The sequence below is a fragment of the Salmonella sp. A29-2 genome (assembly GCF_020150755.1).
Taxonomy (GTDB): Bacteria; Pseudomonadota; Gammaproteobacteria; order Enterobacterales; family Enterobacteriaceae; genus Salmonella; species Salmonella enterica.
On the sequence record NZ_CP083731.1, the window covers coordinates 3,377,443 to 3,390,705 of the forward strand.

General features: G+C 55.2%; 13 protein-coding genes and 1 other annotated feature. Of the genes, 4 read left to right on the forward strand and 9 right to left on the reverse strand.

Going from position 1 to position 13,263, the window contains the following annotated elements:
• Positions 1-162: 162 nt before the first annotated feature.
• Positions 163-1,839, forward strand: coding sequence for a YbaL family putative K(+) efflux transporter (gene ybaL / locus K8W53_RS16530; RefSeq protein WP_000546209.1), 1,677 nt, complete (start codon positions 163-165; stop codon positions 1,837-1,839).
• A 48-nt stretch (positions 1,840-1,887) separates the two neighbouring features.
• On the opposite strand, the gene gsk is transcribed toward ybaL, so the two are convergent.
• Positions 1,888-3,192 carry an inosine/guanosine kinase gene (gene gsk, locus K8W53_RS16535; protein WP_000671592.1) on the reverse strand — a complete coding sequence of 435 codons (1,305 nt, stop codon included), beginning with the start codon at positions 3,190-3,192 and terminating at the stop codon, positions 1,888-1,890.
• A 152-nt stretch (positions 3,193-3,344) separates the two neighbouring features.
• On the opposite strand from gsk, the gene aes reads away from it, so the two are divergent.
• Positions 3,345-4,316, forward strand: a complete 972-nt coding sequence (gene aes / locus K8W53_RS16540) for an acetyl esterase (protein ID WP_023212903.1) — start codon at positions 3,345-3,347, stop codon at positions 4,314-4,316.
• Here the strand turns inward: aes and hemH are convergent.
• The 8 genes from hemH to K8W53_RS16580 all read right to left on the reverse strand — a co-directional run bounded on the left by hemH (position 4,313) and on the right by K8W53_RS16580 (position 12,478).
• On the reverse strand, positions 4,313-5,275 hold the full coding sequence (gene hemH / locus K8W53_RS16545; protein ID WP_001250078.1) for a ferrochelatase: 963 nt from the start codon (positions 5,273-5,275) through the stop codon (positions 4,313-4,315). The genes aes and hemH overlap by 4 nt on opposite strands.
• Before the next feature lie 228 nt (positions 5,276-5,503).
• A complete protein-coding gene (gene adk / locus K8W53_RS16550) occupies positions 5,504-6,148 on the reverse strand; it encodes an adenylate kinase (RefSeq protein ID WP_001220237.1) in 645 nt (214 codons plus the stop codon).
• A 241-nt stretch (positions 6,149-6,389) separates the two neighbouring features.
• The gene (gene htpG, locus K8W53_RS16555) at positions 6,390-8,264 is read right to left on the reverse strand and encodes a molecular chaperone HtpG (RefSeq protein ID WP_001523272.1); all 1,875 of its coding nucleotides are present in this window, start codon (positions 8,262-8,264) and stop codon (positions 6,390-6,392) included.
• Positions 8,265-8,374: 110 nt separating this feature from the next.
• Positions 8,375-8,980: a recombination mediator RecR gene (recR, locus tag K8W53_RS16560; RefSeq protein WP_001195023.1), complete on the reverse strand. Its 606-nt coding sequence runs from the start codon at positions 8,978-8,980 to the stop codon at positions 8,375-8,377.
• Positions 8,980-9,309 (reverse strand): YbaB/EbfC family nucleoid-associated protein, encoded by a 330-nt coding sequence (locus tag K8W53_RS16565; protein WP_000467098.1) that lies wholly within the window; start codon positions 9,307-9,309, stop codon positions 8,980-8,982. The genes recR and K8W53_RS16565 overlap by 1 nt, the downstream gene beginning before the upstream one ends.
• Before the next feature lie 45 nt (positions 9,310-9,354).
• Positions 9,355-11,283: a DNA polymerase III subunit gamma/tau gene (gene dnaX / locus K8W53_RS16570; RefSeq protein WP_023224413.1), complete on the reverse strand. Its 1,929-nt coding sequence runs from the start codon at positions 11,281-11,283 to the stop codon at positions 9,355-9,357.
• Positions 9,958-10,022, reverse strand: a sequence feature (DnaX frameshifting element). (Overlaps the previous gene by 65 nt.)
• Positions 11,284-11,396: 113 nt before the next feature.
• The gene (gene apt / locus K8W53_RS16575) at positions 11,397-11,948 is read right to left on the reverse strand and encodes an adenine phosphoribosyltransferase (protein WP_000127350.1); all 552 of its coding nucleotides are present in this window, start codon (positions 11,946-11,948) and stop codon (positions 11,397-11,399) included.
• Positions 11,949-12,100: 152 nt separating this feature from the next.
• The gene (locus K8W53_RS16580) at positions 12,101-12,478 is read right to left on the reverse strand and encodes a DUF454 family protein (protein ID WP_001189860.1); all 378 of its coding nucleotides are present in this window, start codon (positions 12,476-12,478) and stop codon (positions 12,101-12,103) included.
• Between the two features lie 68 nt (positions 12,479-12,546).
• On the opposite strand from K8W53_RS16580, the gene priC reads away from it, so the two are divergent.
• Positions 12,547-13,074: a primosomal replication protein N'' gene (priC, locus tag K8W53_RS16585; protein ID WP_001575715.1), complete on the forward strand. Its 528-nt coding sequence runs from the start codon at positions 12,547-12,549 to the stop codon at positions 13,072-13,074.
• Positions 13,075-13,087: 13 nt separating this feature from the next.
• Positions 13,088-13,255, forward strand: coding sequence for a pleiotropic regulatory protein RsmS (gene rsmS, locus K8W53_RS16590; protein ID WP_000051161.1), 168 nt, complete (start codon positions 13,088-13,090; stop codon positions 13,253-13,255).
• Positions 13,256-13,263: the final 8 nt, after the last annotated feature.

Below are 13,263 nucleotides of genomic sequence, written 5' to 3' on the forward strand. Positions count from 1 at the left end.
TTGCTTTGTCCATCCCATACTTATCACTTTTACGTTCCGTGCTCTTTTTGCCTTCAGATCGTATCTTTTTATAAAACACAACCATTTTTTATAAACATCCTGATTGAAATTGTCATAAACTATTACCCGGAGTTTTGGAGTCCAGCAACCAAAGGAGACGGAATGCATCACGCTACCCCGCTTATCACCACCATTGTCGGCGGCCTTGTGCTCGCTTTTATTCTCGGCATGATTGCCAACAAATTGCGTATTTCTCCACTGGTGGGATATCTGTTAGCGGGCGTTCTGGCGGGACCTTTTACCCCGGGTTTTGTTGCGGATACCAAACTGGCGCCGGAGCTGGCGGAGCTCGGCGTGATTCTATTGATGTTCGGCGTCGGGCTGCATTTTTCGCTGAAGGATTTGATGGCGGTAAAGTCTATCGCCATTCCCGGCGCTGTCGCTCAGATAGCGGTGGCGACATTGCTGGGTATGGCGCTTTCCGCCGTGCTGGGATGGTCATTAATGACCGGCATCGTTTTTGGGCTTTGTCTGTCTACCGCCAGTACCGTCGTCCTGCTGCGCGCGCTTGAGGAGCGACAACTCCTTGATAGCCAGCGCGGACAAATCGCCATCGGCTGGCTGATTGTCGAAGATCTGGTGATGGTGCTGACGCTGGTCTTGCTGCCCGCCGTTGCCGGCATGGTGGAAAAAGGCGATGTCGGCATAGCCTCGCTGACGGTCGATATGGGGATAACCATTGGTAAAGTGGTAGCGTTTATCGCCATCATGATGCTGGTCGGACGCCGCCTGGTGCCGTGGATTATGGCCCGCAGCGCCGCCACTGGCTCGCGCGAATTATTTACCCTTTCCGTACTGGCGCTGGCGTTAGGCATTGCGTTTGGCGCGGTAGAACTGTTTGACGTCTCTTTTGCGCTGGGCGCGTTCTTCGCTGGAATGGTGCTTAATGAGTCGGAGCTGAGTCACCGGGCGGCGCACGATACGTTGCCGCTGCGCGACGCCTTTGCCGTCCTGTTTTTTGTTTCCGTCGGCATGTTGTTCGATCCGTTAGTCTTGATCCAACAGCCGCTGGCGGTGTTGGCGACGCTTGCCATTATCGTCTTTGGTAAATCGATCGCTGCGTTTTTCCTGGTGCGTATGTTCGGCCACTCGCCGCGAACCGCGCTGACCATTGCCGCCAGCCTGGCGCAAATCGGCGAGTTCGCCTTTATTCTCGCCGGACTCGGCATGGCGCTCAACCTGCTGCCGCAAGCGGGACAGAACCTGGTGCTGGCAGGCGCTATTTTGTCGATTATGCTTAATCCCGTACTGTTTACCCTGCTGGAGAAGTATCTGGCGAAAACCGAAACGCTGGAAGAGCAAACGCTGGAAGAGGCTATCGAAGAAGAGAAGCAAATTCCGGTGGATATCTGTAATCATGCCCTGCTGGTGGGTTTTGGCCGCGTAGGCAGTCTGCTGGGAGAAAAATTACTGGCGGCGGGGATTCCGCTGGTGGTTATCGAAACGTCCCGTACCCGCGTGGATGAACTGCGCGAACGCGGGATTCGCGCCGTGCTGGGCAACGCCGCTAACGAAGAAATCATGAATCTGGCGCATCTGGACTGCGCCCGCTGGCTGTTATTGACCATCCCCAACGGTTACGAAGCCGGTGAGATTGTCGCCTCAGCGCGGGAAAAAAGTCCTGATATCGAGATAATCGCCCGCGCGCACTATGATGATGAAGTGAAATATATTACCGAGCGGGGAGCCAATCAGGTAGTGATGGGCGAGCGAGAAATTGCCCGGGCGATGTTGGAACTGCTTGAAACGCCGCCCGCGGGTGAAGTCGTCGCCAGTTAAGGGTTTGCCGGACGGCCCGATGCGCGCAGCGCTATCGGGCAAGCCAGATTAGCGATCCCAGTACGACTCTTCCAGGCTGTCCTCACGCTCCGGCAGCCCGCGTGTCAGACGCGGAGAATGCTGGTTCAGTACCTGATAACTGACACGGTTAGCATATTTACACACCTGCGCCAGCGACGAATAGGTCAGCCAGGTGAATTTGTGCTTACTGGAGTTCGGTACGTTGCTACGATGGTAACTGTTCGCCGTAATATCGTGCAGCAGCGCCGCCAGCGCGCCATCGCCCGCGCCGTTGGTGTTCATGATTTTTTCCGGCCCGCCCATATACGGCGCAATATGCGAATAAACGCGCAGCGGATTAATACAATCTTTATGGCGCATTGCCCGGCTAAATTCATACTGGTTAAATTCAGCAATAGCCCCCGGCAGCAGCGGATGCTGGGTTTTACGTTTTGCTTCCTCTTCGGTGAAGCCTGCCATATATAACCCTATCGGTCCGGCGGTGCATAACACCAGGTCGACCCAGTCCAGCGCCTTATCCGCCGCCAGCAGCGGGTCGTTTTCGCCGGTCAGCGCTTCCGCTTCTTCTTCATTCATTGCCAGAATCGAGACATTCTCTTTGAGAAACGCCTGCCACCACTGCGGATTATCGGCGATCACAAATTTGGTGCCCAGCGTCATGACAACCGGCACGTTATGCTTTTTCGCGTATTCGATCGCTTTCATCGTCGCGTCAGGCATCGGTTCGCCAGGCTTACAGCGCACCAGATATGAAGTCAACACCAGCGCGGAAGCGCCAGCGATCACCGCTTCCGGAATACTTTCCGCCCGTAGCTGATTCATATGGCCGGGGCTGATAGCGAAGGTACGCTCGCCGGATTCGCCAATTAGCGTGAAACAGCGGCCAATCGGGCCATCTACCGCTTGCAGATAATTCAGGTCGGTACGGCTGGAAGTATTACACAGGTAACGATAAGCGTAGCTGCCAATCTCAATGTTGCTGCACATCACGCCCAGTAACACCGAACGGTCATCCGCCAGTACCGAGTAATTATGCATCGTATTGCCTATGGTGCCGCCAGCAAACTGATGGGTGATCAGATTTTCCCGCGTCAGTTCCTGATACAGCTTCTCCGCCACCTCGTCTTCTATCACCAGAGAATGCCCGGCGCTTAATCCATAGCGTGTAATAAAATCGTCATCCACTTTCGCCTCAATATCCACCAACGTCTGGTCGATACCGACGACCCAGGAGGCGTTGGTTTCCTGTTCTGGCTGAATTTGTTGCAACAACGGGTCACGCGCATTGACGGGAAAATAGTGTTTGGATTTACGTTTACCGGGAAATTTCATGATTGTGCTTACGGATGAATAACGGAGCGCTGCATGGTAGCACATTCCCCCCGCTGCGCGCGACGGACGATGGCGTTTCAATATCGGACGACGAGATCGCAGTTTCTCCGGCCGCGTTTTTTACAATGGTTCACTTTCACAAGGAGCGTTTTATGAAGCCGGAAAATAAAATTCCCGTACTCACCCGACTGTCAGACGAAATGACAGCCGTCGTAAACTTCCAGCAACCAGACCTTCCTCCCTGGCCTGCCGATGGCGATATTGAGACCCAGCGTCAGTATTATCTTCTTGAGCGCCGTTTCTGGAATGCCGACGCGCCGTCCATGACCACCCGCACCTGCGTCGTCCCTACGCCTTATGGCGATGTAACAACCCGGCTCTACTCGCCGCAGCCGACCAGCCAGGCCACCTTATACTATCTGCACGGCGGCGGATTTATCCTCGGTAATCTGGATACGCATGACCGGATAATGCGTCTGCTGGCGCGTTATACCGGCTGCACCGTGATCGGTATTGATTATTCGCTGTCGCCGCAAGCGCGTTATCCGCAGGCCATCGAAGAAACCGTCGCGGTATGCAGCTACTTCTCTCAACATGCCGATGAATACTCGCTCAACGTGGAGAAAATCGGTTTCGCCGGGGATTCCGCAGGCGCCATGCTGGCGCTTGCCAGCGCGCTCTGGCTACGTGATAAGCACATTCGCTGCGGTAACGTTATCGCGATTCTGTTGTGGTATGGGCTGTATGGGTTGCAGGACTCGGTAAGCCGCCGTCTGTTCGGCGGCGCGTGGGACGGCCTGACGCGTGAAGATCTGGACATGTACGAAAAGGCCTATCTGCGTAACGAAGAAGATCGGGAATCGCCCTGGTATTGTCTGTTTAATAACGATCTCACGCGCGATGTGCCGCCCTGCTTTATTGCCAGCGCGGAGTTTGATCCGCTCATTGATGACAGCCGCTTGCTGCACCAGACATTACAGGCGCACCAGCAGCCCTGCGAATACAAAATGTATCCCGGCACGCTGCACGCCTTTCTGCACTATTCGCGAATGATGACAATCGCCGACGATGCCTTGCAGGACGGCGCGCGATTCTTTATGGCGAGGATGAAGACGCCGCGTTAACGGTACGGCGCCGTGAGTTTCAGCATCATATCAATATGTTCCGGCGTCGCGTTCAGCGCCGGAATGTACGCATACTTTTTACCGCCCGCTTCAAGGAAAATCTCGCGGTTCTGTTCCGCTATCTCTTCCAGCGTCTCCAGACAATCCGCGGCAAATCCCGGACACATGACCTGAATATGGCCAGTCCCCTTTTCACCCAACATTTTTAGCGTTTCATCGGTGTACGGCGTCAGCCACGGTTCACGGCCAAAGCGCGACTGGAACGTCATCATTACCTTTTCCGGCGGCAGTCCCAATGCGGAAACCAGTTCACGCGTGGTATCGCGACAGCGCTGCGGGTAGTCATCGCCTTCATCCGCATAACGTTGTGGAATGCCGTGATAAGAGAGCAGAAGCACATCCGGCTCGCCGTGTCTGGCGAACGACTCACGCGCGCTTTTCGCCAGTGCATCGATATAAGCGCCGTCATCCGCGTAATCGCGAATAAATGAGATACCGGGAATACGGCGTTTACGCGCCAGTATCCGCCCCAGTTCGTCCCAGACTGCGCCCACCGTTGAGCAAGAGTATTGCGGGTACAACGGCAGCACGACGATATGGTCGACGTCGCTTGCTAACAGTTCATCGACAGCGCTTTCCAGCGAGGGCGAGCCGTAGCTCATCCCCAGCGCGACGGGCGTGTCTGGCAACCGCGCGGCCAGCGCCTGTTGCTGTTCGCGGCTATATACCATGAGCGGCGAACCGCCATCCATCCAGATAGATTGATAGAGTTTCGCGACGCGCGGCGAACGCAGCGGTAAAATAACGCCACGCAGCAGCGGCCACCACAGCAGACGAGGAGTATCCACCACGCGTCTGTCGCTTAAAAATTGTTTCAGGTAGCGCTTTACCGCTTCGGGAGTTGGGGCATCTGGCGTGCCAAGGTTAGCCAGCAGGATACCGGTTTTCGTCTGACGCATTGCCGCCTCTTATCTATTCAAATTGTTGATAATTGTAGCGGAAAAGCGATAAAGAAGAACTAATTGCTGCGAGAGGTAAGACGAGAATTTGCCGAATGGCGCTAACGATACCAGCAGGCCGGATAAGGCGTTCAGGCCGCCATCCGGCACCGATTGCCTGATGGCGCTACGCTTATCAGGCTTGCGGGATAATGGCAGGCCTGATAAGCGGTTCACTACGCGAAAAAATTAACCGAGGATTTTTTCCAGCGCTGCGCGCACGTCGGCAACGGCCTGCGTACCGTCAACTTTAGCGTATTTGGTGTTGCCCGCTTCCGCTTCTTTCTGGTAGTAGCCAATCAGCGGCGCGGTCATCTGATGATATTCCACCAGACGTTTGCGAACGGTCTCTTCCTGATCGTCTTTACGGGTGGTCAGATCTTCGCCGGTGACGTCATCTTTGCCTTCCACTTTCGGCGGATTAAACTTAACGTGGTAAACGCGGCCAGAGGCGGCGTGTACGCGACGACCCACAATACGGTCAACGATCAGTTCGTCCGGTACGTCGAATTCCAGCACGTAATCCACCACAATACCCGCTTCTTTCATCGCGTCAGCCTGCGGGATCGTGCGCGGGAAACCGTCCAGCAGAAAACCGTTACGGCAGTCTTCCTGGGCGATACGCTCTTTAACCAGCGCAATCACCAGTTCATCGGTCACCAGTTTACCGGCGTCCATGATATCTTTCGCCTGTTTGCCCAACTCGGAGCCTGATTTCACTGCGGCGCGCAGCATATCGCCAGTGGAGATTTGCGGAATACCATATTTCTCCATGATGAACTGAGCCTGAGTTCCTTTACCCGCGCCCGGAGCGCCAAGCAGAATAATACGCATTACGAAAATCCCCTCAAAGGTTGTCGATATTTTTTAAAAAGCGCTAAACGATACCACCATCACGCATTTCGCTCAAGGAAGCCGCCTGATGCTGAAACGGTTAACGAAGAGAAATCCAGAAAAGAGAAGGTATTATAAAAAATGCCGGATGGCGCTGGCGCTTATCCGGCCTACAAACAGTACTCGCTCGTAGGCCGGATAAGATGCTTCGCGTCGCTATCCGGCAATCAGATGAGCGTTATCAGGACACCAGCAACTGGTTCATACGGCGGATAAACTGGTTCGGATCTTCCAGCGTACCGCGTTCAGCGAACAGCGCCTGATCCAGCAGCAGCTCGACCCACTCTTTAAACTGCGCTTCATCCTCGGTATCGGCAGTGCGTTTGACCAGCACATGATCCGGGTTGAGCTCAAAGATGTATTTCACTTCCGGCACGGACTGACCGGCCGCGGCGAACAGTTTCGCCATCTGGGTGCTCATTTCATCCGCATCGGTGGTGACAATCGCCGGCGTGTCGGTTAAACGGTGCGTCAGACGCACCTCTTTCACGCGATCGCCCAGCAGGGTTTTGACACGCTCCACGAACGGCTCAAGCGCCTTTTCCGCTTCTTTCGCGTTTTCGTCGACTTCATCCGCCAGTTTTTCGATGGACTCATCGGCTTTAGCGACCGACTGGAATGCTTTACCGTCAAACTCGGTCAGGTAGTTCATCATCCACTCGTCGATGCGATCGGAGAGCAGCAGCACTTCGATGCCTTTCTTACGCAGCAGTTCCAGGTGCGGGCTGTTTTTCGCCGCCGCATAGCTGTCTGCGGTGATGTAGTAGATTTTTTCTTGCCCTTCTTTCATCCGGGAGACGTAATCTTCCAGCGACACGGTCTGGGCGGAAGAGTCGGTATGGGTGGAGGCAAAGCGCAACAGTTTAGCGATCGCTTCCTGGTTGGCGTGATCTTCCGCCGGGCCTTCTTTCAGCACCAGACCGAACTGTTTCCAGAAGGTTTGGTATTTTTCCGCGTCGTCTTTCGCCAGTTTTTCCAGCATTTGCAGAACGCGTTTGGTTAGGGCGCTGCGCAGATTACGCGTTACCGTGCTGTCCTGCAGGATTTCACGGGAGACGTTCAACGGCAGGTCATTAGAATCAATCAGGCCGCGCACGAAACGCAGATAGTTCGGCATGAACTGCTCGGCATCGTCCATAATGAACACGCGCTGTACGTACAGCTTCAGACCATGTTTGTGATCGCGGTTCCACAGATCCCACGGCGCCTGCGACGGGATATACAGCAGGCTGGTGTACTCCTGCTTACCTTCCACGCGGTTGTGGCTCCAGGTCAGCGGATCGGTGAAATCATGCGCGATGTGCTTGTAAAACTCGTTGTACTCGTCGTCTTTAATTTCCGACTTGTTGCGGGTCCACAACGCCTGAGCCTTGTTGATTTTCTCCCAGGAGATCACGGTTTCGCCGTCTTTTTCTTCCCGTTTTTCAATCTCTACCGGCAATGCGATGTGATCGGAATATTTACTGATAATCGAGCGTACGCGCCAGTCATCGAGGAATTCATCTTCGCCTTCACGCAGGTGTAAGGTGATTTCCGTACCACGGTCATTTTTGGTGATATCGGCAACGGTGTATTCGCCTTCGCCTGCCGATTCCCAGAACACGCCATTTTCCGGCTTGTCGCCTGCTGCACGGGTACGTACGGTCACTTTATCGGCCACAATAAACGCGGAGTAGAAGCCTACGCCAAACTGACCAATGAGCTGGCTATCTTTCGCCTGATCGGACCCCATTGATTCGAGGAAAGATTTGGTGCCGGACTTGGCAATGGTGCCTAAGTGGTCAATCACCTCATCACGATTCATCCCCACGCCGTTATCGGCAATGGTCAACGTACGCTTATCTTTATCGAAAGAGACGCGCACACGCAGCTCGCCATCTCCTTCATACAGGTCCGGGTTTGACAGAGCGCGGAAACGCAACTTGTCCGCCGCATCTGAGGCGTTAGAGATGAGTTCACGCAGGAAGATTTCTTTATTGGAATAAAGAGAATGGATCATCAGGTGCAGAAGTTGTTTAACTTCTGACTGAAAACCACGCGTTTCTTGTCCTTTCATGTGGATAGACCTCAACAATGCCATTTTTAATGGTAAAAATACGTTGAGGGTGAGATGGGGACAAGCGGGTGTGATTTCAAGCGGAGGCCGCGAATGCCGCCTCCGTTTGTTCAGAAAATAATCTTATGGCGTCCCGCCAGCGAGTGGGACAGCGTCGTACCGTCGACCATCTCCAGTTCGCCGCCAACCGGCACGCCGTGGGCGATACGACTGGCTTCGACGCCGGCCTCCGCGCACAGCTCGGCAATATAGTTCGCGGTAGCCTCTCCTTCAACCGTCGGGTTGGTCGCGAGGATCAGCTCACTGATTTTTTCTGACGCCAGCCGCTGTTCCAGACGATCGAGACCGATATCATCCGGCCCGATGCCGTCCAGCGGCGACAGGTGGCCCATCAGCACGAAATACCGCCCGGAAAATTGCCCGGTCTGCTCAATGGCGTAGATATCCGCAGGACTCTCCACCACGCAAATCTGGCCGTTTTCCTGACGCCGCGGGTTCGAACAGATATTACAAACATCCTGCTCGGTAAAGGTGCGGCAGTCGGCGCAGTGGCCGATTTCCGACATCGCCCGGGTCAGCGCCTGCGCCAGGCGCATTCCGCCGCTGCGATCGCGCTGCAACAGGGTAAACGCCATCCGCTGCGCCGACTTAGGGCCGACGCCCGGAAGGCAGCGCAACGCTTCCATAAGCTGAGTTAACAGCGGACTGGTTTGCATCAGAATGGCATCTTAAAGCCTGGCGGCAGTTGCATACCGGAAGAGACGGAAGCCATCTTCTCTTTTTGCGTCTCTTCAATGCGGCGCGCCGCATCGTTGAAGGCCGCAGCGACCAGATCTTCCAGCATCTCTTTGTCATCTTCCAGCAGGCTTGGGTCAATTTCCACGCGGCGGCAGTTATGCGCGCCGTTGATGGTAACCTTCACCAGACCCGCGCCGGATTCGCCGGTCACTTCCAGCTGCGCAATCTCTTCCTGCATTTTCTGCATTTTTTCCTGCATCTGCTGGGCCTGTTTCATCAGATTGCCCAGACCGCCTTTTCCAAACATAAGCTCTCTCTCTTGATGGTTCACAATCGCAAGCCGGGCTTACGATCAAATGGGGCGGATACTCTCTTCATCCAGCTCGGCGTCGAAGAATCGACGCAGCGTCTGAATGTTATTATCCGCAATAATTGACTCACGCGCTTGCGCGAGTTTCTCTTCATAAATGGCCTGACGCCATTCCAGCGGCGTACGCACCGCGGGATTATCATCTTCAACGATGGTCAGTTCAACCGTCGTTCCCGTCAGATCGCTGAGCGCTTGCGCCAGCTTTTGCTGCGCGCCACTGGAATTGAGGTGCCGCTGCGTCGAGCGCAGATGCAGACAAACCGCGTTGCCGTTCTGCTCCTTCCAGGCATTGAGCGCCACCTGCTCCACCAGCTTAGGCAAAGAAAGCTGGCTTACCTGCGCCGCCCACGGATCGCGCTCAATCGCCTCCGCCGCCAGTTTAGCCGCCAGCTCCGGCGTTTTTTCATGCTCCAGAGCTTTCTTAAGCGCTTTTGGCGTAGCCACCACTTCTTTGGTTTGCACTACCGGCGTGGTGGCCTTCCAGCGATAAGCCTCTTTCTTTACTGGCGCCGTTTCCAGCGCAGACGGCGCCGGGCGCGCCTGTACGCGCTCCGAAACCGAGGCCAGCCGCTCCAGCGCAGAGTTATTCACCGGCCGCGCGCGGGATGCGGCTGCCGGTTCACTCTTTTTTGTTTTGGTTACTCCCTGCGCGCGCTGTAGCTGATTGCGCGCCGCCAGCACCTGACTGGTAGATGCCGGCAGCGGCGCTGGCGATGTCTGCGGCGCTGGCGCCGACGGCTGCTGCACCTGCGGCGGCGTCATTACCGCCGTTGGGGCCACGGGCGCAAAAGACTGCCGCGGCGTTTCAAGCTCCGGCAAGGGCATACGCGGGTGAAACGCCAGCGCACGCAGTAACGTCATTTCAACGCCCATCCGCCGGTCCGGCGCCCAGGGCAATTCTTTGCGACCAATCAACAACGTCTGATAATAGAGCTGAAGATCGCCGGGAGGCACCGTCCGGGCAAGTTCGCGCATCCGTTGCTCGATAGCCGCCATATCGCTGCCTAACGCGGCAGGCGAAAGTTGCACCATCGCAATACGGTGCAGCAGGCTAAGCATTTCGACCAGCAGCGCTTCCCATTCAATACCGCGCGCCGCCGCCTCGTTGATAAGCGACATGACGCGTTCGCCGTTAGCGTCAACCACCGCCTCGACTAATGACAAAGCCTGGTCATCGTCCAGCGTACCGAGCATGGCGCTTACCGCCTGCGTCGAAACCTGCCCGTCGCCGCTGGCGATCGCCTGGTCAGTCAGACTTAATGCATCGCGCAGGCTGCCGTCAGCCGCACGTGATAACAACTGCAACGCGCGGGGTTCGTGAGCGATATGTTCCTCATTAAGAATATGCTCAAGCTGATGGCGAATCTGTTCAACATCCAGCGCTTTGAGATGAAACTGTAGGCAGCGCGACAAAATGGTCACCGGCAGCTTCTGCGGATCGGTGGTCGCCAGTAAAAATTTCACATGCGCTGGCGGCTCTTCAAGCGTTTTAAGTAACGCATTAAAGCTGTGCCGCGACAGCATGTGGACTTCATCGATCAGATAGACTTTAAAGCGACCGCGCGCAGGCGCGTACTGGACGTTATCCAGCAGGTCGCGGGTGTCTTCGACTTTGGTACGCGATGCGGCGTCAATCTCAATGAGATCGACAAAACGCCCCTGCTCAATTTCCCGACAGTTATCGCAAACGCCGCACGGCGTCGCGGTAATACCGGTTTCGCAGTTCAGCCCCTTCGCCAGCAGTCGGGCGATAGAGGTTTTACCGACGCCGCGCGTGCCGGAAAAAAGATATGCGTGATGAATGCGCCCTAACGACAAGCCGTTCGCCAGTGCGGTCAGCACATGTTCCTGGCCGACGACGTCAGCAAAGGTTTGTGGGCGCCATTTTCTGGCTAAGACCTGATAACTCATTGGCAGGCTCTGAAACGCTGGAAGGTGGATTCATAGAAGGGTAATGCTAACACAACCTCGCCGATACAGCGAGGTTGTCTCTCTGGCTAAAATAGCAGTGCGGATAGCCTGAATCAATGCCCAGGAAACGGCACCAGGCTATAACAGGTAATCCCCTGCTTTTCCAGACGCTGCTCGCCGCCCAGATCGAACAAATTAATGATGAACGCCGCATCGGTGACTTTCCCGCCCAGACGACGGATCAGCTTCACGGTCGCCTCAATGGTGCCGCCAGTCGCCAGCAGATCGTCCACGACCAGCACGTTGTCGCCAGGTTTAATCGCGTCAACATGGATTTCCAGCTGATCGGTGCCGTACTCTAATTCATAGGTCTCGGCAATAGTTTCACGCGGTAATTTGCGCGGTTTACGTACCGGAACAAAACCAACGCCCAGCCCAAGCGCAACCGGCGCGCCAAACAGGAAGCCACGCGCTTCGGTGCCGACCACTTTGGTGATACCCGCATTTTTATAACGCTCAACCAACAGTTCAATACTGAGCGCGTAGGCTTTCGGGTCTTCCAGTAAGCTGGTGACATCACGGAAAAGAATGCCCGGTTTCGGGTAATCCTGAATGCTTTTGATGCTGTTTTTGAGAAACTCAAGCTGCTGTGCAGTCGCGGTCATGGATATATGCCTGCTAAGTACGGTGTTACTCACGGCGCAATACTTTTCGGTCAGGGGTAACGCTCGGTTACTCTTTGACCGCCTGCGCCTGTGCTCGAAAACGGTCGAATTTACTGGCTGTGAACGACAATTGCAACAGCGATTCGTGTGCTTCAGCGCTTTTGTTGCTTTTCATCAATCACCGGTATCCGCCACATAAAAATCAGCAGACAGGCCAAAATAACCAACAGCAGCACCCGCACCCACATCATATTCACCAGCCACAGCGATATACCAAAGGTCAGCAATATCAACGCGATCGCTCGCGGTTTCGCTCCCGGCGGCATGGCCCGATAGCGCTGCCAGTGGCGCAGATAACCGCCAAACCATGAGCGGTATAACAACCAGGCATGGAAACGAGGCGACGAGCGGGCGAAACACCAGGCCGCCAGTAAAATGAACGGCGTAGTCGGCAACAGGGGCAAAACCACGCCCAGTGTCCCTAATACTACCGCCAGCCAGCCAATGATGATTAAAATAGTACGTTGCATAATGCGAATCGTTATCAAACAGAAGGCTACTGTAGCACAGCCTGTCTTATTTTCATCGGGGTGTTGAATTGAAAACCGCTATGCTGTTACAGACGCTGGAAGAGAGGCTGGCGACGCTACGCCAACGCTGCGCGCCGCTGGCGCAACATGCGACGTTAAGCGCGCGCTTTGACCGACACCTTTTCCGTACCCGCAGTACTCTGTTGCAGGGATATCTGGAAGAGGCTGACGCCAATCTCGCCGCGTTGCGTCAGGCGGTAAAACATGAGCAACTGCCGCAAGTCGCCTGGCTGGCGGAACATCTGGCTTCGCAACTGGAGGCTATATCGCGTGAAACCGCCGCCTGGTCGCTGCGCCAGTGGGACGCCGCCGCGCCAGGGCTTGGCCGTTGGCAGCGCAGACGAATACAGCATCAGGAGTTTGAACGTCGACTACTGGCGATGACACAGGAGCGCAAAATTCGTCTGGCGCAGGCGACCGGCCTTGTCGAACAACAAACACTGCAAAAGGAAGTCGAGATCTATGAAGGACGGCTGGCGCGCTGCCGACATGCGCTGGAGAAAATAGAAAACGTACTGGCGCGTTTAACCCGTTAACCCTGGAGAAAGTATGTCGCTTGAAAATGCCCCTGATGAAGTCAAACTGGCCGTGGATTTAATTGTGCTGCTTGAAGAGAATCGCTTACCGGCACGAACGGTGCTACGCGCGCTGGAAATAGTTATGCGTGATTATGAAAACAAGTTAAAAAGTACGGAAGACGACTCGCAAACAGAGTAATTGCCCCC

Excerpts from the sequence above, each read along its gene's own strand:
- ybaL (WP_000546209.1), top strand. The coding sequence starts at position 163 with ATGCATCACGCTACCCCGCTTATCACCACCATTGTCGGCGGCCTTGTG.
- gsk (WP_000671592.1), bottom strand. The coding sequence starts at position 3,192 with ATGAAATTTCCCGGTAAACGTAAATCCAAACACTATTTTCCCGTCAAT.
- aes (WP_023212903.1), top strand. The coding sequence starts at position 3,345 with ATGAAGCCGGAAAATAAAATTCCCGTACTCACCCGACTGTCAGACGAA.
- hemH (WP_001250078.1), bottom strand. The coding sequence starts at position 5,275 with ATGCGTCAGACGAAAACCGGTATCCTGCTGGCTAACCTTGGCACGCCA.
- adk (WP_001220237.1), bottom strand. The coding sequence starts at position 6,148 with ATGCGTATTATTCTGCTTGGCGCTCCGGGCGCGGGTAAAGGAACTCAG.
- htpG (WP_001523272.1), bottom strand. The coding sequence starts at position 8,264 with ATGAAAGGACAAGAAACGCGTGGTTTTCAGTCAGAAGTTAAACAACTT.
- recR (WP_001195023.1), bottom strand. The coding sequence starts at position 8,980 with ATGCAAACCAGTCCGCTGTTAACTCAGCTTATGGAAGCGTTGCGCTGC.
- K8W53_RS16565 (WP_000467098.1), bottom strand. The coding sequence starts at position 9,309 with ATGTTTGGAAAAGGCGGTCTGGGCAATCTGATGAAACAGGCCCAGCAG.
- dnaX (WP_023224413.1), bottom strand. The coding sequence starts at position 11,283 with ATGAGTTATCAGGTCTTAGCCAGAAAATGGCGCCCACAAACCTTTGCT.
- apt (WP_000127350.1), bottom strand. The coding sequence starts at position 11,948 with ATGACCGCGACTGCACAGCAGCTTGAGTTTCTCAAAAACAGCATCAAA.
- K8W53_RS16580 (WP_001189860.1), bottom strand. The coding sequence starts at position 12,478 with ATGCAACGTACTATTTTAATCATCATTGGCTGGCTGGCGGTAGTATTA.
- rsmS (WP_000051161.1), top strand. The coding sequence starts at position 13,088 with ATGTCGCTTGAAAATGCCCCTGATGAAGTCAAACTGGCCGTGGATTTA.